This is a genomic window from Nitrospirillum bahiense (genome assembly GCF_007828025.1).
GTDB classification, from domain to species: Bacteria; Pseudomonadota; Alphaproteobacteria; order Azospirillales; family Azospirillaceae; genus Nitrospirillum; species Nitrospirillum amazonense.
Genome location: NZ_VITO01000002.1, coordinates 185,333 through 204,582 on the forward strand (window position 1 = coordinate 185,333; position 19,250 = coordinate 204,582).

At 67.1% G+C, this 19,250-nt stretch carries 15 protein-coding genes; 10 read left to right on the forward strand and 5 right to left on the reverse strand.

The annotated features are described in order from the left end of the window. Window positions 1–42: 42 nt before the first annotated feature. Window positions 43–849 carry an IclR family transcriptional regulator gene (locus tag FBZ88_RS03505; protein WP_145615455.1) on the reverse strand — a complete coding sequence of 269 codons (807 nt, stop codon included), beginning with the start codon at window positions 847–849 and terminating at the stop codon, window positions 43–45. 227 nt (window positions 850–1,076) lie between these two features. Here FBZ88_RS03505 and FBZ88_RS03510 point away from each other — a divergent pair, with 227 nt between their 5' ends. Next, a complete protein-coding gene (locus FBZ88_RS03510) occupies window positions 1,077–3,851 on the forward strand; it encodes a TonB-dependent receptor (protein WP_145615456.1) in 2,775 nt (924 codons plus the stop codon). 114 nt (window positions 3,852–3,965) lie between these two features. Here the strand turns inward: FBZ88_RS03510 and FBZ88_RS03515 are convergent, their stop codons facing one another. Together FBZ88_RS03515 and FBZ88_RS03520 are read right to left on the reverse strand one after the other, a co-directional pair. Continuing rightward, window positions 3,966–4,268 carry a putative quinol monooxygenase gene (locus tag FBZ88_RS03515; RefSeq protein ID WP_145615457.1) on the reverse strand — a complete coding sequence of 101 codons (303 nt, stop codon included), beginning with the start codon at window positions 4,266–4,268 and terminating at the stop codon, window positions 3,966–3,968. A 32-nt stretch (window positions 4,269–4,300) separates the two neighbouring features. Beyond that, complete coding sequence (locus FBZ88_RS03520; protein ID WP_186464183.1) at window positions 4,301–5,317, reverse strand: NADP-dependent oxidoreductase; 1,017 nt, start codon at window positions 5,315–5,317, stop codon at window positions 4,301–4,303. Between the two features lie 91 nt (window positions 5,318–5,408). Between FBZ88_RS03520 and FBZ88_RS03525 the strand changes: the two genes are divergently transcribed. From FBZ88_RS03525 to FBZ88_RS03545, 5 genes are all read left to right on the forward strand, one after another. Further along, a complete protein-coding gene (locus FBZ88_RS03525; RefSeq protein ID WP_145615458.1) occupies window positions 5,409–6,320 on the forward strand; it encodes a LysR family transcriptional regulator in 912 nt (303 codons plus the stop codon). A 167-nt stretch (window positions 6,321–6,487) separates the two neighbouring features. Next, complete coding sequence (locus tag FBZ88_RS03530) at window positions 6,488–7,138, forward strand: glutathione S-transferase family protein (protein WP_145615459.1); 651 nt, start codon at window positions 6,488–6,490, stop codon at window positions 7,136–7,138. 54 nt (window positions 7,139–7,192) lie between these two features. Further along, complete coding sequence (locus tag FBZ88_RS03535; RefSeq protein ID WP_145615460.1) at window positions 7,193–7,783, forward strand: TetR/AcrR family transcriptional regulator; 591 nt, start codon at window positions 7,193–7,195, stop codon at window positions 7,781–7,783. 101 nt (window positions 7,784–7,884) lie between these two features. Next, window positions 7,885–8,385 carry a hypothetical protein gene (locus FBZ88_RS03540; protein WP_211102497.1) on the forward strand — a complete coding sequence of 167 codons (501 nt, stop codon included), beginning with the start codon at window positions 7,885–7,887 and terminating at the stop codon, window positions 8,383–8,385. A gap of 157 nt (window positions 8,386–8,542) precedes the next feature. Next, window positions 8,543–9,466: an alpha/beta fold hydrolase gene (locus FBZ88_RS03545; protein ID WP_145615462.1), complete on the forward strand. Its 924-nt coding sequence runs from the start codon at window positions 8,543–8,545 to the stop codon at window positions 9,464–9,466. Window positions 9,467–9,499: 33 nt separating this feature from the next. Here the strand turns inward: FBZ88_RS03545 and FBZ88_RS03550 are convergent, their stop codons facing one another. After that, window positions 9,500–9,946 (reverse strand): acetyltransferase, encoded by a 447-nt coding sequence (locus tag FBZ88_RS03550; RefSeq protein ID WP_145615463.1) that lies wholly within the window; start codon window positions 9,944–9,946, stop codon window positions 9,500–9,502. A 307-nt stretch (window positions 9,947–10,253) separates the two neighbouring features. On the opposite strand from FBZ88_RS03550, the gene FBZ88_RS03555 reads away from it, so the two are divergent. Further along, window positions 10,254–11,117, forward strand: coding sequence for an oxidoreductase (locus FBZ88_RS03555; protein WP_145615464.1), 864 nt, complete (start codon window positions 10,254–10,256; stop codon window positions 11,115–11,117). A 9-nt stretch (window positions 11,118–11,126) separates the two neighbouring features. Here the strand turns inward: FBZ88_RS03555 and FBZ88_RS03560 are convergent, their stop codons facing one another. Continuing rightward, window positions 11,127–12,821 carry a carboxylesterase/lipase family protein gene (locus FBZ88_RS03560; RefSeq protein ID WP_145615465.1) on the reverse strand — a complete coding sequence of 565 codons (1,695 nt, stop codon included), beginning with the start codon at window positions 12,819–12,821 and terminating at the stop codon, window positions 11,127–11,129. A 189-nt stretch (window positions 12,822–13,010) separates the two neighbouring features. Here FBZ88_RS03560 and FBZ88_RS03565 point away from each other — a divergent pair, with 189 nt between their 5' ends. The 3 genes from FBZ88_RS03565 (at window position 13,011) to FBZ88_RS03575 (ending at window position 19,237) form a co-directional block, all read left to right on the forward strand. Continuing rightward, window positions 13,011–14,270 carry a Gfo/Idh/MocA family protein gene (locus FBZ88_RS03565; protein ID WP_211102498.1) on the forward strand — a complete coding sequence of 420 codons (1,260 nt, stop codon included), beginning with the start codon at window positions 13,011–13,013 and terminating at the stop codon, window positions 14,268–14,270. 95 nt (window positions 14,271–14,365) lie between these two features. Next, window positions 14,366–16,999, forward strand: a complete 2,634-nt coding sequence (locus FBZ88_RS03570; protein WP_145615466.1) for a glycoside hydrolase family 3 C-terminal domain-containing protein — start codon at window positions 14,366–14,368, stop codon at window positions 16,997–16,999. A 6-nt stretch (window positions 17,000–17,005) separates the two neighbouring features. Then, a complete protein-coding gene (locus FBZ88_RS03575; protein WP_145615467.1) occupies window positions 17,006–19,237 on the forward strand; it encodes an alpha-amylase family protein in 2,232 nt (743 codons plus the stop codon). Window positions 19,238–19,250 lie beyond the last annotated feature (13 nt).

Here is a 19,250-nt window from a genome sequence, read left to right on the forward strand (position 1 = left end):
GCTCCCCGATAGGGGTCTCGGTCGCCGGTATTGTTCCCCCTGTCAACGCGAGGGTGCCGGGTCCGGCTTGGCGGGCATGTAGCCAAGCGTCGCCGAGATGTTTCCGGCGGCGACACGCAGCAACCCCTGGGCCGTCTCGAAGTCGACCTTCTGCGACCCGTCGATTAGTGCCAGGAAGGGAATGGTCAGCGCGCCGACGATATCCCGGTCGAATCCGAACACGGGATAGCTGATGTCGGTCACACCGTGGGTGATGGGGCTCTTGCGGTGGTCGAAGCCATCCCGCCTGATGGTGTCCAACCGCTGGCCCAATTCCTCGCGGTCGGCCGACACGCCCTGTATCGCTTCCGCCTCGGCGATGATGCGGTCAGCCCGTTCCGGCTTGGAAAAGGCCAGGATCACCTGACCCGAGCAGCTCTTGAGCATGTCGATCGCAGCACCCAGCCGTAGCGAAAACCCTCGCGTGCCCGGATTCTCCTCCCGCGCGATGACAAGCCCTTCGCCGCCGTTGGGGACGACGAAATGGCAGGATTGCCCCGTCTCGATCGCCAGCCGCCGCATCTCGGGCAGGGCGGCGTTCAAAAGGTTCTGCGTCGGGGTCGCGCGGTAGGCGAGGTCGAGCAGCTTGTAGGCCGCCGTATAGCGGTCCGATTTCGCGGACTTCTGAAGATAGCCCAGCTGTTCCATCACGATGACGACGCGGAACAGCTCACCGACCGAGCGATTGAGGTGTGCCGCCATCTCGCTGACCAATGCCCCGTCGCGATGCTCCGCCAGCATCTCCAGGATTTCAAACGCCTTTTCTATGGCCGGCGCTGCATAGGTGCCTTTAGGGCCCGCTCGGGTCATGTGGTTCCCCCTGATCATCAACGCGGTCGCGTTCCATCGATAGCCCACATTCTGGCGGCTCGAAAGCCTCGGGTTTCCTGGATCCCGGCGCCGCGGCGCGCGTCGGCGGCCCAAATCTGAGGGGCGTCCCCGGCAAAATCGCTCTCAAAATTTGTATTGCATATATGATAATTGAATTGTACTGGTGAAAATCATTCCGAGCATAAAAATCATCAGGGAGAACGCACATGTTGCGTGGGCGCCATTCATCCAAACTCATGCCGCTGCTGGCCGGCTTGCCGTTGCCGCTGGCGTTGATCTGGTCCGCACCCGCCATCGCGCAGACGGCCGCCAGCGGGGCTCCGGCGCAGACGCCGGCCGCCACCGCCGGCACGGCCTCGGCGAACGATCAGGGGGACCTGAACGAGATCGTCGTCACAGGGGTCCGTGCCAGCTTGAAATCGGCGGAGGCGATCAAGCGCGACGCGCCGGAGATCGTCGATTCCATCGTCGCCGAAGACATCGGCAAGCTTCCCGACCGCAATGTCGCCGAAGCGTTGCAGCGGGTCGCCGGCATCCAGATCCAGCGCAATTACGGTGAGGGCAGCTCAGTCGCCATCCGGGGGTTGACCCAGGTGCGCACCGAACTGAACGGGCGGGATATTTTCACCGCCGGCGGTGTCGATATCCTCAACCTCGAAGACGTGCCGGCGGAATTGCTGGCGGGCATCGACGTCTACAAGAATCCGTCCGCCGAACAGATTGAAGGGCAGCTCAGCGGCGTCATCAACTTCCGCACGCGCAAGCCCTTCGACTTCGACGGCTTCAAGTTCGCCGGCGGAATCACCGGCAATTATTACGACTTGGCCGACAAGACAGGGCCATCGGGCTCGGTGCTGATGAGTGATCGCTGGAACACCGGGATTGGCGAGATCGGCGTGCTGGCCGACATCGCCTATCAGAAGGATTATTTCCGCGACGACCAAATCACGACGGAACCCTTCTACACCCTGAACCAGAGCCGCAATCCCGACGGCAGTTTCGTCAACCCCTCGGATGCCGCGACGGCGGCCGCCATGGGCCGGTCAGGCCAGCTCACCACCATTCCGCACGGCGGCGGCTTGAACAAGAATTACGGCAACCGGCAGCGCTTCGGCACGGACGTGGCCTTGCAGTGGAAACCCACGGACACTTTGGATTTCACGGGCGAGGTGCTGCGCAACAACTACAAATTCAACATCCGGGGCAACGCTTTCTTCGCCACGACCGGGGATGGACCCATCACACCGCTACCCGGCGCCGACTTCAAATTCGCCAGCAACGGCGATTTCATCAGCGGCACCTGGGAAGACGTTCCCCTGGGGTCCTACGCCAGCCTGACGACGCGCGATTCGACCACGACCGACTATTCCTTGAAGGCGCATTGGACCCCGACATCGAACCTGGAGATCACGACGGATGGCCAATACATCCGATCGGACACCAGCCAGAGCAATTTCATCGTCATCACCAATGGCCCCAACACCGTCTTTCACCAGAACATATCGGGGGATGTGGCATCGTTCTCCACCATTCCGGCCAGCCAGACGACCAATGCCGCGCTTTATTCCAACAACGGATTCCTCGACGACTTCTCCAATTCCGTGGGCGAGGAGAAGAGCGGCCGGCTTGATGTCAAGTACAGCTTCGACACCGGGATTTTGAAATCACTGCGCGCTGGTTTCCGGTACACGGACAGGACGAATTCGACCCGGGACACCGGCTATCGCTATTCCAGCGTCAACGGTCGGGGCGGGCTTGAGAATTACGACCTGAGCGACATCTTCCGCGGCGATGCGAATGTGTTCGGCAGTGTGGTCACCTTCCCGCTGGAGACCATCGGCAATTACGCCAACACGCTGACCGCCTTCGGGCTCAACGGCGCGCCGCCCTTCCTGCCCAGCGGCTCTAACGCGCAGAGCCAGCAGACGTATGCGGAATATGGCGCGGCCTATTTCGACGCCAGCCCCCTGTCCATCCCGCTGGACGGCAACATCGGGGTGCGGATCGTCCAAACCAATCTGGGTGTCTCAGGGTACTATCAGCAGGTGCCCCAGATCGCGCAGCCGGATGGATCGACGGCGACGGGCAATCCCCAGTACGCCGCCATCGCGTTCCAGGATTCCTATACCAAGGCCCTGCCCAGCCTGAACTTGCGCTATCACCTGACGGATGCCCTGCAGCTCCGCCTGGCGGCGTCGACCAATCTGGCCGCCCCCACCTTCTCGCAGCTGAACCCCAGCCTGACGCTGACCGAGCCGGGCCCTTCGCAACATGCCGAGATCCATACCGCGACCGGTGGCAACCCTTTGCTCAAGCCGATGACGTCACGCAACCTTGACGCCTCGCTGGAGTGGTACTTCTCGGACCAGGAGTACGTGTCGGTCGCGGGTTTCTATAAAAAGATCAACGGGTACATCCAGACGGCGATCACGCCGCGCGACATCACCTTCCCGGACGGCAAGACCTATACCTACCAGGTCACGTCCTACACCAACGCCGCCGATGCGGAGGTGAAGGGGGCCGAGTTCTCGTTCCAGCAGTTCTTTGATTTTCTGCCCGACCCGCTGGACGGTCTCGGACTCCAGGCGAACTTCACCTATGTCGATTCCCAGGCGCCCAGCCCTGCGACGTCCGGCCCCGTCACCAGCGTGCCGCTCGAACTGTTGTCGAGGTACAGCTATAACCTGATCGGCATTTATGAGAAGGGCCCGCTGTCGCTTCGGCTCGCCTACAACTGGCGCAGCAAGTTCGTCGAGACGACGGCGGGTGTGGGCACCGGCAACCTTCCCATCTTCGACCAGCCCTATGGTCAGCTCGACGGCTCCCTGACCTATCAGGTGACCCAGAATTTCTCGCTGGGCGTTGACGCGCGCAATATCAACAACGCGCTCAAGCTGTCGTATTTCGGAATTGCGACGCGTCCCCGCACCGCGACGATCTCCGACCGGCGCCTGAGCGTCACCGCGCGCGTCACCTACTGATAAGTTGTGCATGGGGAACGGCCCAGCTCGATCCGCCAGGACTGAGCTGGGCCGTTTCCTTGCGATACAGTCCCCTTTGGCCGGCCCCCTATGGCCGGGCCCCATGGCCGGACATTACCCGTCCAGCAGGGACCGCTCGTTCGCGGCGTCGTATTTCCGGACATCGCCTGTCATCCGGCCCTGCCACTTCCCCATGAAGGCCCTCGTGTCGGGAGCGTCTAGGTGGGCGGAAAGGGAGGCTTGGTCGCGCCAGCGCTCGGCAACCAGCAGCCGGCCGGCGCTTCGGTCATCCACCGCGACGGCATAGGACAGGTTGCCCTCACGCCGCCGGACGGACCGCGCGAGCGCCTGGATATCGGCGGCGAACTCCTCCATCGCGGAGGGGGCGACATGAACATGTCCCATCACGATAAGCATGATCGCATACTCCTGGGGATCCGCTTTTCCGGTCAGGCGACGGTGAGGGCGATCTTGCCCTGGATGTTGCCGCGGGCGGCACGCTGGTGCGCCTGGGAGGCCTGGGCGAGCGGGAAGGTGCTGTCGATCACGACGCGCACGGTGCCGTTATCGAGCAAGCGCGCGGCCTCAGCCAGCTGGGCGCCGCTGGAACGGACCTGCGTCGTCGATACTGTGATCCCCAGCGTTTCCGCTTCGCCATGGCCGGTGAAGCCCAGGGGATAGACGGGAAAAAGCGCGCCACCCCGTTTCAGGGTGCGCAGGAAGCGGCCGGTATCGGGACCGCCGACGGTGTCGAGCACCAGGTCCGCGTCGCGCACCACCTCATCGGCGGCTGTCCGGGTGTAGTCTATGAACTGGTCGACGCCCAGGTCGCGCATCAGGCCTTCATGCTTTCCGGAGGCCACGGCGATGACGCGCGCGCCCTGCCACTTCGCCAGTTGCACGGCCAAATGGCCGACACCGCCGCCGGCCCCGTTGACCAGCACCGTCCGGCCGCGCAGCGGCACCGGCTCATGCTTGTAAGGCTGAAACGGGTTCGGCTCGTCATGGCCCAGCTCGATCAGGAACTGCCAGGCGGTGAGCAGGGACATGGGCGCGCCGGCCGCGTGGATGTGATCGATGCCGGCCGGCTTGCGGGCCAAATCCGATACCGGGACGCTGACATAATCGGCATAGGCCTTGCTGCCCTCCATGACATTGTGGGGGAAGCGCACCATGGCATAGACCTCATCGCCCACGCCGAAATCCCCGACATCGCCGGCCACGGCCGCGATGACACCCGATATGTCCGTCCCCAGAATCAAGGGGAAGGTGGGGCGCGGCTGCCATTCGGGGGGAAGCGAACGATAGCCGTCCCGCAGGTACCAATCCGGGGGGTTGAGGCCGACGGCATGGACCTTGACCAGCGCCTCGCCGGGCGCGGGCGTAGGGTGGGGCGCGTCCTCATAGCGCAGTACCTCGGGGCCGCCGAATTCGTGCAGCCGAACCGCTTTCATCGTGTCGCTCATGATGCATTCCTTTCGTGCTTTCGAAGCTGGGCCATAGTTTGGCTCCTGAGCGCGAATTGACAATCAGGCCGAAAACCGATTTAGTATTTCCATGAAGGAACAAATTGGACTTGAAAGGCTCACCGGGCTGATCGCCTTCGCCCGCGTCGGCTCGCTGGGCAGCTTCACCGCGGCTGCCCGCTCGCTGTCGATTTCGCCATCGGCGGTGAGCAAGAGCGTCCAGCGGCTGGAGCAAAACCTGGGCGTCGCCCTGATCACCCGGACGACACGCTCGCTGACCCTGACGCCGGAGGGCCGTGACCTGCACGAGCGCGCCCTGCGGCTGCTGCGGGATGCGGAGGAGATCGAGCAGGCGGCGAAGTCCGCGCGGTCGGCGCCGTCGGGAACCCTGCGCATCGCCGCGTCCCTGCCCATCGGCATCCATGTGATCGCGCCGGCCTTGCCGGCATTCCGGGCGCGCCATCCCCAGGTGGTGGTGGATCTGCGCCTGAGCGACCAGTTCGTCGACCTGATCGAGCAAGGGATCGACCTGGCCGTGCGGATCGGTGACCTGCCGGATACGCGGCTGCTGTCGCGGCGGCTCGCGCCGCACCGGTTCTGCTGCTACGCATCGCCGGCGTACCTGGCCGCCCGGGGAACACCGACGCATCCGGACGATTTGGCGCGGCACGACACCGCCGCGCTCCGCTATCAAAGCTCGGGGCAGATGTTGCGCTGGCCCTTCCTTGTCGGGGATCGCGAAATCGAGATCGTGCCCGCGTCCGGCATCGTCATGGATGCCAGCGAGGCGCTGATCGCGGCCCTGGTCGCCGGTGGCGGCATCGGCATCAGCGCCGACTTTGTCGCCGCCCCCTATGTGGCGCACGGCGAGCTTGTGCCGGTGCTGTCCGACTATGCGGTCGAGCGGCACAACATCACCGCCGTCTGGCCGGAAAGCCGCCGGGCCAACCCGGCGGTGCGCGCTTTCCTGGCCCATCTGCAGGATGCCCTGCCGGCGGCATGACGCGTGGGGGTGACGCGTGGAAGGAAAATGAGGAAGGAGGTGTCGGTTCGCGGCGGCGCCGTTCGTCGTTCCGGTGACGGCGCTCAATGGCGTGGGGAACCCAATGGCGTGGGGAACTTCGCGTCGCCCGACGGAAGATATCGTACAGTCACAGGGGAGGTTGTCCCATGAATCCCACCATCACCGCCTTTGAACTGTCGCCTGATCGCGGCAGGGGCCTGGCGCGGGACATGCGCGTGCGCTGGGCGCTGGAGGAGGCGGGGCAGCGGTACGACGTCCGGCTGCTGTCGTTCAGCGCCATGAAGGAACCCGCGCACCGCGCGCGGCATCCCTTCGGGCAAATCCCCACCTATGAGGATGGCGATCTCGCCCTGTTCGAGTCCGGGGCGATCGTGCTTCATATCGCGGAAAGCCACGCCGGCCTGCTGCCACCGGATCCCGTCGCCCGGGCGCGGGCGATCAGCTGGATGTTCGCCGCCCTCAACACGGTGGAGCCGCCCATCCTGGACCTCCAGACCGTCCTGTTCCTGGAACGGGACAAGAGCTGGTTCGAGGAACGCCGGGCCATGGTCAAGGATGCCATCCGCCGGCGGCTGGCGGAACTCTCCGGCCACCTGCGCGATGCCGATTGGCTGGACGGCGGGTTCAGCGCCGGCGACCTGCTGATGGTGTCCGTGCTGCTGCGGGTGAGGGCGGCCGGCATCCTGGATGAGTATCCCAACCTCGCCGCCTATGTCGCTCGGGGAGAGGCCCGCCCAGCTTACCAGCGTGCCTTCGCCGCCCAGTTGGCGGTCTTCACTGCCGCGTCGGGTGGCTGATAGCGGACACCGCGAGGCTTGACAGAGAAACCTACTAGAAGGTAGGTTCGGCGCATGAGCACTCCATCCACCGCCCTATCCTCCACCGCTGATGAGATTCTAGCCTGCGCGCGGTCGTTGGTCATGGCGGGCGGCTATAACGGCTTCAGCTACGCCGATATCGCCGCGGTCGTCGGCATCCGCAAGGCCAGCATCCACCACCATTTCCCCAACAAGGTGGATCTGGTCCGGACGCTGGTCGCCCGCTATCGCGAGGAGGCGCGCACTGGAATCGCGGAGCTTGAGCGCCATGTCTCCGACCCGCTCGCGCAACTCCGCAGCTACGCGGGGTATTGGGAGGGATGTATCACCGACGCCAGCGCGTCCTTTTGCATTTGCGCCATGCTGGCCAGTGAGTTGCCCATCCTGCCGGAAGAGGTGGCGCTGGAGGTCAGGGCCCATTTCCGCTTCCTGGCGGCTTGGCTGGCCTCGGTGTTCGAACGGGGGGCGCAGCAGGGTCGGCTTCGTCTCAGCGGTACGCCAAGGGCGGAGGCGGAGGCCTTCTTGGCCGCCGTCCATGGGGCCATGCTCTCCGCCCGTGCCTACGGTGACCCCAAGATGTTCGGGGTGGTCATGACACCCCTGCTGGACCGGCTTTCTGCCTGATAGGGACGCCGCCTGACGCTGGGCGGCGTCTTCGCGCGCCCAAGCTACCTACCTACTAGTCGGATGTTATTACGACATCTGTATTTCCCCTTTGCGAACTTATGGAGATCGACATGTTTGGAATTTCGCCCCTGGGCTGGGTGCACACGCTCGGCAGCCTGCCCGCCATTCCTCTGGCCCTGTACATGTTCATCCGCCACGGGCGGATCGTACCGCGGTCCGGACCTGGTGCTATCTATTTCGTGTCGATGCTGATCGGGGGGCTCACGGTGTTCCTCGTCGCCCACCAGTCCGTCAGTTACGGCATCGCGGTGGTGACCATCCTGCTGCTGCTTGCCGGATATGGGGTCGGGCGCGTTCCCGGCCTGGGTCGCGCGGCCAGGTATCTGGAGACGATTTTCCTCAGCCTGACGGCCTTCCTGCTGATGGTGCCGACGGTCAGCGAAACCCTGCGCCGCGTCCCCGATGGCCACCCCCTGGTCACCGACCTGAAGTCGCCGCTTCTGCTCGGCGCCCAGGCGGCCCTTTTCGTCCTGCTGGTCATCGGCGTGGCCGCCCAGATCCTCTTCCTGCGCCGGCAGGGCAAGGCCGCCGTCTCATGACGGCCGCGCCCCTGGCCGCCTACGCTGCCAACAAAAACCACCGGCATTGTCCAAACGGGACATGTATCTACAATCACAGGTGCCGCAAGACGGTATAGGCATGGCGAAACAACCAGGCGAGGGGTTTGGGCCCCTCCGTTTCGCGAGGACCGTCCCCATGCTGAAACTGCTGGCCGCGAGTGTGGCCGCCTTATGGTGCCTTGGCGTCGGTGCCGCCAGCGCCAAGGTCATGCCGTTCCCGTCCACTTGCCACGCGCGGCAGGTCCCGGCCAACGGCACCACCCTGCACGTCCGCGTCTGCGGCAGCGGCCCCGCCGTCGTCCTGGTGCATGGCTATGGGGAGACTGGCGACATGTGGGCGCCGCTGGCCGCCGACCTGATGCGCGATCACACCGTGATCGTGCCCGACCTGCGCGGCATGGGCCTGTCCGCGCGCGCCACCAGCGGTTTCGACAAGAAGACGCAAGGCCAGGATATCGCGGGCATGCTGGACGCGCTGGGTATCGGCAAGGTCGATCTGGTCACCCACGACATCGGCAACATGGTGGGCTACGCCTTCGCGGCGGAGAATCGTGACCGCGTCACGCGGTTCGTGCTGATGGACGCGCCCATTCCCGGCGTCGGCCCTTGGGATGAGATCCTGAAAAGCCCGTTGCTCTGGCATTTCCGCTTCGGCGGGCCGGATATGGAACGGCTGGTGGCGGGGCGGGAGCGCATCTATCTCGACCGTTTCTGGAACGAGTTCTCCGCCGACCCGCGCCGGTTCGACGAGGCGTCGCGCCAGCACTACGCCGCCCTCTACGCCCGCCCCGGCGCCATGCATGCCGGGTTCGAGCAGTTCAAGGCCTTCGACCAGGATGTGAAGGACGACCAGGCCTTCCTGGCCCAGGGGCCGCTTACCATGCCGGTCCTGGCCATTGGCGGCGACCATTCCTTCGGGCCCACCATGGCGGTGGTGGCGCGCGCCGCTGCCAGCAATGTGCAGGAACTGGTCATTCCCCAATCCGGCCATTGGCTGATGGAAGAACAGCCGGCGGCGACGGTCGCCGCCATCCGCGCCTTCCTGGACGCCAAGGTGTGACGCCCAGATGTGATCCGGGCGTCAGTGGTCTGATCACGGGCGGCCCGATCGCAGGTGAATCAGCGGATAGCTTCGGCCCTGGCCATCCAGGGCGGAGCGTCCGGTGGGATGGAAGCCCAACCGCTCATAGAAGCCAACGGCCTGGCCGTTCTGCTCGTTCACGTCGGTGGTGAGGATGGGATGCAGGGCCAGGGCGTGGGCCACCAGTCGCCGCCCGACACCGGTACCCCTACGGTCGGGATCGACGAACAGCGCCTCCATATGCGCGCCATCCAGCAGCATGAAGCCGACGGGGCGATCGGTGGCGTCGACGGCCAGCCACAGCGGGGCGGTGGGTAGGAAGCCCGCCACCTCCGCATCGATGGCCGCCCTATCCGTGGGCGTCAGGAAGTGGTGGGTGGCGTCGACCGCCCGGCGCCAGATGTCGAGGACGGTGGCCCCATCGCGGGGTTCGGATGGTCGGATGGCCACGCCGTTCATTTGATCTTCCTCCCAGCGCAATGGGTTGCGGCGGCCTTCTCGACAGGATCGCGGCCATGCCTGGTCTCGACAGTCGTCATTGAAGCCTGTCAGTGTCTGTGACCTACAGGCTTGACGCCGAGAGGGGTAGGGGTCGGAAGGATGGAGCCGCCGAGTGATATCATCGCGCGGCTGTCATTTCTTTCAGCGGCGCCGTCGGTAGCAACGAAGTTCCACAGGCCTATGTCGCCTTGCCGGTTGGACGGGAACCGGCGCGCTGCTTTAGGGTGGTGGCCCCTGGTACCGATCCCATTCCGGAGCGTCCCACATGGCTGACACCCGCACGCCCGCCTTGGAAACCCCCGTCTGGCTCATCACCGGCTGTTCCACCGGCTTCGGCCGCATCCTGGCCCAAAGGGTGCTGGCGCGCGGCTGGCGGGTGGTGGTCACGGCGCGCGACGCGTCGCAGGTGATCGACATCGTGGCGGAGGCGGATGACCGGGCCATGCCGGCGGCGCTGGACGTCACCCGGTATGACCAGATCGACGCCGTGGTGGCGGCGGCGCAAGAGCGGTTCGGCCGCATCGACGTGTTGGTGAACAACGCCGGCTACGGCTACCAGAGCGCGATCGAGGAGGGGGTGGAGGCTGAGATCCGTGCCCAGTTCGACACCAACGTTTTCGGCCTGTTCGCCATGACGCGGGCGGTTCTGCCCCTGATGCGGGCGCAGGGCGGCGGGCGCATCCTCAACATCACCTCGGTCGCCGGCCTGGTGGGCTACCCCGGTTCCGGCTACTACGCCGCGTCCAAGCACGCGGTGGAGGGCTGGTCCGACAGCCTGCGGGCGGAGGTGGAGCCGCTGGGCATCGGCGTCACCTGTGTCGAGCCGGGCCCCTTCCGCACCGACTGGGCCGGCCGCTCCCTGCGCCAGACGGCCAGCCGCATCCCGGATTACGCCGACACGGCGGCCAAGCGCCTGGCCGCCACCAAGGACATCAGCGGCACCCAGGCCGGCGACCCCGTGCGGGCCAGCGACATTATGATAGAGATCGCGCAGCAGGCGACCCCGCCGCGCCATGTGGTGCTGGGCGCCTGGGGCCAGGACGCGGTGGTGACGCGGCTGCGCCAGCGGCTGGAGGAAATCGAGGGCCAGCGCGAGCGGGCGCTGTCCGCCGATTTCCCCAATCCTTGAGGCAGGCGCTCACACCCCCATCGCCTGCCACATCTCCCGCTCCCGCCCATCGGGATCCAGGGCCACCTGGCATTGGCTGTTCAGCAGCATGACGGCGCGGTCCTTGGTCTCGTACCGGGGCCAGTCCGGCTGGCCGGCGGCGGTGGGCACGCCGGTGCGGGCGAAGCTGGTGAAATAGCCGCTGACGGCCTTGGCGGTTTCCGCCAGGCCGGGGCCGTCGCCCTGCAGGTCCGGCATCTCCGTGTTCAGGAAGGTGATGGAGATGTCGATGGCGTGGCCGGCCCGCAGGGTCCAGTCCGTGCCCTTGATGGGGATGTTGGACTGGAAGTCGTTGCGGTAGCGGTAGACGGGTGCGCTCTGCGCCGCCTTGCGGTCGGCGATGGTGGCGGTGCCGGCGCCCATGGACAGGGCGGTTTCGATGGCGATGCCCTGTTCCACCGGGGTGGCGTTGGGCCGGGTCTGGCGGTAGGTGGCCAGGATGCGCTCCGCGTCCTGGCCGAAGGCCTGCTGGGCCCGCGCGGTCAGGCCGGCCGCATCCATGTGGAAGAACTCCGGATGGTCGCGCTCGAAGAAGGCTGCCTCATCCCGCATGTTGCCGATCAGCAGGGGGATGCCGGCCACCATCGCGGGCGCCGCCGGGTCGAAGGGGTGGAGGGGCAGGATGGTGCCGTCCACCACCGGGCCCCAGCCGCCGGGCTTGGGCGCGCGGTTGGCCGCCAGGCTGGGCTTGGGCGTGGGGTGGCCGGCCTGCCACTCCTTGGTCGCCACCGTCAGGGGGCCCTTGCCCTTCTCCGCCGCCAGCTGCAGGTCGATGAACTTCTGCGCCGGAACATCGTGCAGCTTGGCGAAATCCTTCGGATGAATGTCGAGGGCCGCCAGCACGCGGCGCGTTGTCTCGGTCGCCACCTCCTTGGGCAGTCCGCGCAGCATGGGGCCGCTCTGCATCCCCGCCTTGTGGTACAGGCCCTGGGCGGCGGGCATGCCCATGACGGCGCAGGTCTTGGCGCTGCCGCCGGACTCGCCGAACACCATGACGTTGCCGGGGTCGCCGCCGAAGGTGGCGATGTTCTCCTTGATCCAGCCGAGTGCCGCGATGATGTCCAGGATGCCCTGGTTGCCGGAGGTGGCGTAGTCCGCCCCGCCCAGTTCGCCCAGGTAGAGATAGCCCAGCAGGCCCAGGCGGTGGTTGGTCGCCACCACCACCACGTCGTAGGTGGCGGCCAGGCGGGCGCCGTCCTGGATGCGCTGGCCGCCGCTGCCGGTGGTGAAGCCGCCGCCGTGGCAATAGACCATGACCGGCCGCTTGGCGCCGTCGTTGACCGCGGGGGTCCAGACGTTCAGCACCAGGCAGTCTTCGCTGTAGGCCGGCTCATGCTCGCCGTAGGTGGTGCCGGGGCCCTGCATGGCAGGCGGACCCAGGCGGGTGGCATCGCGCACGCCCGTCCAGGGCGTCACCTTGGGCGGGGCCTTGAAACGGTTCCTGCCCGAGACCGGGCCGGCGTAGGGGATGCCCTTGAAAGCCAGGGCGCCACGGTCGTGCCCGCCCCGGAGTCGGCCGGCCGATGTCTCGACTTCCACGAAGGGTCCCACCGTCTGGGTGAACCAGACGCCATCGTCGGCGCGGGCGGGAACCCAGAAATAGGGTGCGGCGACGGCGGCGGCACCGGCCTGCAACAGGGTGCGGCGGTTGAGGGATAGGGCCATGATTTTCCTCCCGGTTTTATTCTTGCGCGACTTGGGCGCGAGGGCCGCGTCGAGGGGACATGGCCGGCCGGGGCAGGGGATGCCGCCAGCCGGTCCCTTTTCAACGCGGGGCAATCGGCGTATGAGTCTCTGATAACGGTAACATAAAAACCGGGAGGAACAATGAGCGTCCGGAGGACAGGGCCGGGGATGCCTGCGCGCATTCCGGTGGCCGGGACCGATCCCATTTCCCTCGACAGCGCCCCGACCGATGGCAGTTCGGGTAGTGGCGAAAATGGTATTTCCCGCCGTCTTCTCATGGGCTTGGGGGCTGCCGGTGCCGGCACGCTGCTGATGCGCCCGGCCTTCGCGTCACCCGCCGCCGGTCCGGCGGAAGGGGAGGGGGTGGGCTTCGCCGTCGTCGGCCTGGGCCTCTTGTCGCAGGGGCAGATCCTGCCCGGTTTCCACAGCGCCAAGCGGGCGAAACTGACCGCCCTGGTCAGCGGCCATCCTGACAAGGCCACGCGACTCGCCGCCAAATACGGCGTGGCCAGGGACGCGATCTACACCTACGAGAATTACGATCGCATCGTGGACGACCCGCGCATCCAGGTCGTCTACATCGTCCTGCCCAATGCCATGCATGCGGAGTTCACCATCCGCGCGCTGAAGGCTGGCAAGCATGTGCTGTGCGAGAAGCCCATGGCGACCAGCGTGGCGGACGCGGAGGCGATGATCGCCGCCGCCAAGGCCGCCGACCGAAAGCTGATGATCGCCTACCGCTGCCATTACGAGCCGCTGAACTTGGCGGCCATGCGCCTGATCCGCTCGGGCAAGCTGGGCAAGCCCCGCATGGTGGTCACCCAGATGGGGCGCCAGGCCTCGCTCAGCGATCCGGCGGACGTGTGGCGGCTGGACATGAAGATGTCCGGCGGCGGCGCCCTGGCCGACATGGGCATCTACGGCATCAACGGCGCACGCTACCTGCTGAACGAGGAACCGGTGGAGGTGCGCGCCTGGGCGCAGACCGACCGCAAGGACCCGCGTTTCCGCGAGGTGGAGGACCTGATCGCCTGGCAGTTCCGCTTCCCCAGCGGCGCCATCGCCAACGGGTCCACCAGTTTCGACTACGCCCCCACCATGTCCTACCAGGTGGAATGCGCGCAGGGGCGGCTGGTGGCGGACCCCGGCGCCTTTTACAACGGCAACCGCCTGACGGTGCAGACCGGGTACCAGTCGCAGGTGCAGGCGATCCACGAGATCGACCAGTTCGCGCGCGAGATGGACTGGATGGCCGATGTGGTGCGGGGCAAGGCGCCGCTGGTCTCCACCGGCGAGGAAGGACTGCAGGACATGCGGCTGATGAAGGCTATCCTGGACTCGGTCGCCCAGGGGGGCGCCACCGTATCCACCGCCTTCGGCTACACCCGCGCGATCGACCCGGCCAAGGTCGTCGACGTGCCGGCCTGACCGGCGATTGTAAAGCACAGCTGTCTTGATGGGGCGGTCACATTCCCAGGACCGTTCCGGACTTAAAATGATAACGCTAACAATGGGAGGGGCGGATGGGTCGTTCTATGTTCGGGGCCGCCGTGTTGGTGGCCCAGCTTGTGGTGGCGGGCGCGGGGAGCGCTCATGCGCAGGAGGCGGCCAAGCCGCCCTACCTTGACCCCAGCCTGCCGGTGGAGCGCCGGGTGGATGACCTGGTCGGCCGCCTGACGCCGGAGGAAAAGGCGGCGCAGCTGACCAACCAGGCCCGGGCCATCCCGCGCCTGAACATCCCCGCCTACAATTGGTGGAGCGAGGCGCTGCATGGCGTCGCCCGCAACGGCGAGGCCACGGTGTTCCCCGAGCCCATCGGTCTGGCCGCCACCTTCGACCCCGCCGCCATCCGCCAGATGGGCATCGCCATCGGCACCGAGGCGAGGGTGAAGTTCAACCGCGTGGAAAAGGCGGGGGCGGAGCACCGCATCTACCAGGGCCTGGATTTCTGGTCGCCCAACATCAACATCTTCCGCGACCCGCGCTGGGGCCGGGGGCAGGAGACCTATGGCGAAGACCCGTACCTGACCGGCAAGCTGGGGACCGCCTTCGTCCAAGGCATGCAGGGCGACGATCCCAAATATTACCGGGTGATTGCCACCGCCAAGCACTACGCCGTGCACAGCGGGCCGGAGCCGACGCGCCATGAGGTGGACGTGGCCGCCAGCCGGCATGACATGGAGGATACCTACCTGCCGGCCTTCCGCGAGCTGGTGACGGCGGGCAAGGTGGCCTCGGTCATGTGCGCCTACAACCGCGTCAACGGCCAGCCGGCCTGCGCCAGCGACTTCCTGCTGAACGACCAGTTGCGCCAGCGCTGGGGCTTCAAGGGGTATGTCGTGTCCGACTGCGATGCCATCGCCGACATCCAGCGCGGCCACCATTATACCAAGACCCTGGCGGAGGCAGCGGCCGTGTCGCTGAAGCTGGGCGTGGACAATGATTGCACCGAGTACAACCGCCCCCCGGACGAGCCGGACGATTTCGACCTCTACCGCGACGCCATCACCCAGGGGCTGGTGTCGCAGGACGTGGTGGACGCCAGCCTGCGCCGTCTGTTCACCGCCCGCATGCGCCTGGGCCTGTTCGACCCGCCGGCCAGCGTGCCCTATGCCCAGGTCGCCGACACGGAGCTGAACTCGCCGGCGCATGTGGCACTGGCCCTGCGCCTGGCCAACGAATCCATGGTGCTGCTGAAGAACAACGGCGTGCTGCCGGTGAAGCCCACGGTGAAGAGGATCGCCGTGGTGGGCCCGCTGGCCGACCAGGTGGACGTGCTGCTGGGCAACTACAACGGCCAGCCCATCCACCCGGTGACGGCGCTGGACGGCATCCGCGCCGCCTTCCCCAACGCTCAGATCGTCTATGAGCCGGGCAGCAACTTCCTGCGCTCGGCCTCCACCATCCCGGCCAGCGCGCTCAGCGGGCCGGATGGCAAGCCAGGCCTGAAGGGGGAGTATTGGAGCAATCCCGACTTCAGCGGTGCTCCGGCCGTGACCCGTACCGACGGCACCCTGAACCTGGACCGAGACATGACCCCGGTGGTGGAGGGCCCCGCCATCTCCGCCCGCTGGACCGGCTTCGTCACCGTGCCGGCGACGGGCGAGTACAACATCGGCCTCAGCGGCGCCAACGCCACCCTGTGGGTGGAGGGGGCCGAGGCGGTGAAGAACGGCGACCGCCAGCGCACGCCGCGGATGAAGGCTCTGCATTTCGAGGCCGGGCGCCGCTACGCCATCCGCATCGACCAGACGCCGGCCAAGGGCCCCGTCATCCGCCTGGTGTGGAACCCGGTGGTGACCGACCCGCTGAACCGCGCCGTGGCGGCGGCCAAGTCGGCCGACCTGGTGGTGGCCGTGGCCGGCATCAGCTCCGCCCTGGAGGGGGAGGAGATGACGGTGACCGTTCCCGGCTTCAAGGGCGGCGACCGCACCAGCCTGGACATGCCGGCGGAGGAGGAGAGCCTGCTGAAGGCGGTGAAGGCCACGGGCAAGCCCATGGCCCTGGTGCTGATGAACGGCTCCGCCCTGTCGGTGAACTGGGCCGCCACCCATGTCGACGCCATCATCGACGCCTGGTACCCGGGCGAACAGGGCGGCATGGCCATCGGTCAGACGCTGTCGGGCGTCAACAACCCCTCCGGCCGCCTGCCGGTGACCTTCTACACGGGCGTGGACGGCCTGCCGCCCTTTGAGGATTACAGCATGAAGGGGCGGACCTACCGCTACTTCACCGGCAAGCCGCTATACGCCTTCGGCCACGGCCTAAGCTACACCACCTTCGCCTACACCCCTCCGGCCCTGTCCGCCGCCACGCTGAAGGCGGGCGAGACGCTGGGCGTGGATGCCCAGGTGCGCAACGCCGGCGCGGTGGCGGGGGATGAGGTGGTGCAGCTGTACCTGGGCTTCCCCCAGGTTCCGGGCGCGCCCATCCGGGCCCTACGCGCCTTCTCCCGCGTCCACCTGGCGCCGGGTGAAAGCAAGAAGGTCCATTTCGACCTCGATCCCCGCGACCTGTCCAGCGTGACGGAGGCGGGCGACCGCGTGGTGGCCGGCGGCGCCTACACCCTGACCGTGGGCGGCGGCCAGCCCGGCACCGGCGTCCCCGGCGCCACGGCGGGCTTCACCGTGGTCGGTACGGCCCCGCTGGCGGAGTGAGGGAGGATGGAGACCAACCGCCGAGAGTTCGCCCTGATGGCCGGGGCGGCGCTGGCCGCCTTGAATGCGGGCACCGCCCTGGCGGCGCCTGGGCCGGGGGCGGGTGCCTACCCGCCCGACGCCTGGCACCAGCGCATGAAGCGCATCGTCCACGTCAATTTCAACGAGCGTGATCCCGAGACCTTCGACGTCGAGAAGTGGGCCGACTACCTGGCGTCATGCCAAGCGCAGATGACCTACCTCAGCGGCACCAACGTGGTGGCCTTCTATCCCACGGGCCTGCCGGACCTGCCGGTCAGCGCCTGGCTGAAGGGCCGGGATGTGTTCGGGGAATGTGTGGCGGCGGCCAAGGCGCGGGGCATCCGCGTCATGGGCCGCTTCAGCATCGATATCGCCAAGAGCCAGCTGGCGGACAAGCATCCCGACTGGTTTTGCCGCACCCAGGATGGCGCCTTGGTCCGCCGCTCCCTGGTGGGGGCGCCGGACGACCCGTCGGCGTCGTCGGAGTTCGCGCCCACCTGCCAGTTCAGCGACTATTACACCCAGTTCGTGCCGGCCCTGTTCAATGAGGTGCTGAGCCGCTACTCCATCGACGGCATCTACAGCAACGGCTGGCCCAGCCCGGACGCCGTTGTCTGCTATTGCCCCATCTGCCGCACCATCGGCGATCCGCACAGCCGGGCGTATGAGGATGCTTTCCTCAAACGGGCGGTGGAGCTGTGGGGTCGCTACGATGCCCTGGTGAAGAAGCATGACGCGCGGCTGATCTTCACCGGCAACCTGGGCGGCGGCTTCCGGGGCGGCACCCTGGACCTGTCGGCCCTGGCCGCCACCGCGCCCTGGTTCATGGCCGACAACCAGGGTCGGGGCGGCATCGGCGCCCCCGCCTGGGACGCCAGCCAGCAGACCCGCATCGGCAAGGCGATCGTTGGCAACTCCCCTGGTGGAAAAGGGGGTGACCGCCCGGTCACCAACATCACGGCGGGGTATGAGATCGCCGGCGACATCCGCTGGCGCAACGTCACCGGCAACGCGGTGGAGGTGCGCTCGCGCATCCACCAGACGCTGGCGGCGGGCGGGGTGGTCCACTACCACTGGCTGGGCTATCAGCAGGGCTTCGTCGAGGACCGGCGCTGGCAGAAGGTGGGGCGGGAGGTGCTGGCCTGGCAGGCCGCCAACGACCGTCATTTCCACAACCGCCGCTCGATCGCCGGCGTGGCCCTGGTGGTGTCCCAGCGGGGCAACCGCCTATACGACCCGCCGGCGGGCACGGAAACGCTGGATGCCGTGCAGGGCATGTACCAACTGCTGACCGAGGCGCGCATCCCCTTCGACGTGGTGCTGGACCGTGACCTGAACGCGGCCGCGCTCAGCCGCTATCAGACCCTGGTGCTGCCCAACATCGCGCTGATGGGCGACGCCCAGGCGGCGGCGGTGACGGCCTTCGCCAAGGCCGGCGGCAGCGTGCTGGCGACCTTCGAGACGGGGCTGTACGACGAGGCCGGCCGCCCCCGTGACGACTTCGCCCTGGGCGCCCTGTTTGGCATGCGGCGTGCCGGCAAGCGCGAGAGCTTCGGCCAGGCGGCCACGCCCAATCAGCCGCGCTTCCCCGGGTCCAGCGCCATCCAGCGCATCGAGCGGCGCCATCCCATCCTGGCGGGGTTCGAGGAGACGGACTGGATCCAGGGCTCCAGCTGCCGCGTGCCCATCACCATCGACGGCCCGCCCCTGCTGACCCATGTGGCGCAGTACCCTTGGTACCCGACGGAGGGCGTCTACAGCCGCCAGCCGCACACCGACCAGCCCACCATCGCGGTGCGCGAGGCGGGTGGGGCGCGTCTGGTGTACCTGGCGGCGGATGTGGAGGCCGGCTACTGGCGCTCCGGCGCCGCCGACCTGGGCGATCTTGTCACCAACGCCCTGCGCTGGCTGGCGCCGGCCCCGCCCGTCACCGTGCAGGGCCCGGGCTTGGTGGAGGTGTTCGGGTGGGAGACGGAGCCGGGCTACGCCCTGCACCTGGTCAACCACACCAGCCCCGGTTTCCGCGCCACCGCCGCCCGTGGGTTGAACCCGCTGGGGCCGCAATTGGTGCGCATGACCCTGCCGTCACCAAAGCCCATCCGGCAGGCGAGCCTGCTGCGCGCCGGCCAGCCGCTGCCCCTACGGCAGGAGGGGGCGGTGGTGGAATTCACCGTGCCCAGCCTGGACGAATACGAGGTGGTGGCGCTGGAAACCTGATCTTCAACGTAAA

Excerpts from the sequence above, each read along its gene's own strand:
- FBZ88_RS03525 (WP_145615458.1), top strand. The coding sequence starts at position 5,409 with ATGAAGGAACAAATTGGACTTGAAAGGCTCACCGGGCTGATCGCCTTC.
- FBZ88_RS03550 (WP_145615463.1), bottom strand. The coding sequence starts at position 9,946 with ATGAACGGCGTGGCCATCCGACCATCCGAACCCCGCGATGGGGCCACC.
- FBZ88_RS03570 (WP_145615466.1), top strand. The coding sequence starts at position 14,366 with ATGGGTCGTTCTATGTTCGGGGCCGCCGTGTTGGTGGCCCAGCTTGTG.
- FBZ88_RS03515 (WP_145615457.1), bottom strand. The coding sequence starts at position 4,268 with ATGCTTATCGTGATGGGACATGTTCATGTCGCCCCCTCCGCGATGGAG.
- FBZ88_RS03520 (WP_186464183.1), bottom strand. The coding sequence starts at position 5,317 with ATGAGCGACACGATGAAAGCGGTTCGGCTGCACGAATTCGGCGGCCCC.
- FBZ88_RS03565 (WP_211102498.1), top strand. The coding sequence starts at position 13,011 with ATGCCTGCGCGCATTCCGGTGGCCGGGACCGATCCCATTTCCCTCGAC.
- FBZ88_RS03575 (WP_145615467.1), top strand. The coding sequence starts at position 17,006 with ATGGAGACCAACCGCCGAGAGTTCGCCCTGATGGCCGGGGCGGCGCTG.
- FBZ88_RS03545 (WP_145615462.1), top strand. The coding sequence starts at position 8,543 with ATGCTGAAACTGCTGGCCGCGAGTGTGGCCGCCTTATGGTGCCTTGGC.
- FBZ88_RS03555 (WP_145615464.1), top strand. The coding sequence starts at position 10,254 with ATGGCTGACACCCGCACGCCCGCCTTGGAAACCCCCGTCTGGCTCATC.
- FBZ88_RS03540 (WP_211102497.1), top strand. The coding sequence starts at position 7,885 with ATGGAGATCGACATGTTTGGAATTTCGCCCCTGGGCTGGGTGCACACG.
- FBZ88_RS03535 (WP_145615460.1), top strand. The coding sequence starts at position 7,193 with ATGAGCACTCCATCCACCGCCCTATCCTCCACCGCTGATGAGATTCTA.
- FBZ88_RS03530 (WP_145615459.1), top strand. The coding sequence starts at position 6,488 with ATGAATCCCACCATCACCGCCTTTGAACTGTCGCCTGATCGCGGCAGG.
- FBZ88_RS03510 (WP_145615456.1), top strand. The coding sequence starts at position 1,077 with ATGTTGCGTGGGCGCCATTCATCCAAACTCATGCCGCTGCTGGCCGGC.
- FBZ88_RS03505 (WP_145615455.1), bottom strand. The coding sequence starts at position 849 with ATGACCCGAGCGGGCCCTAAAGGCACCTATGCAGCGCCGGCCATAGAA.
- FBZ88_RS03560 (WP_145615465.1), bottom strand. The coding sequence starts at position 12,821 with ATGGCCCTATCCCTCAACCGCCGCACCCTGTTGCAGGCCGGTGCCGCC.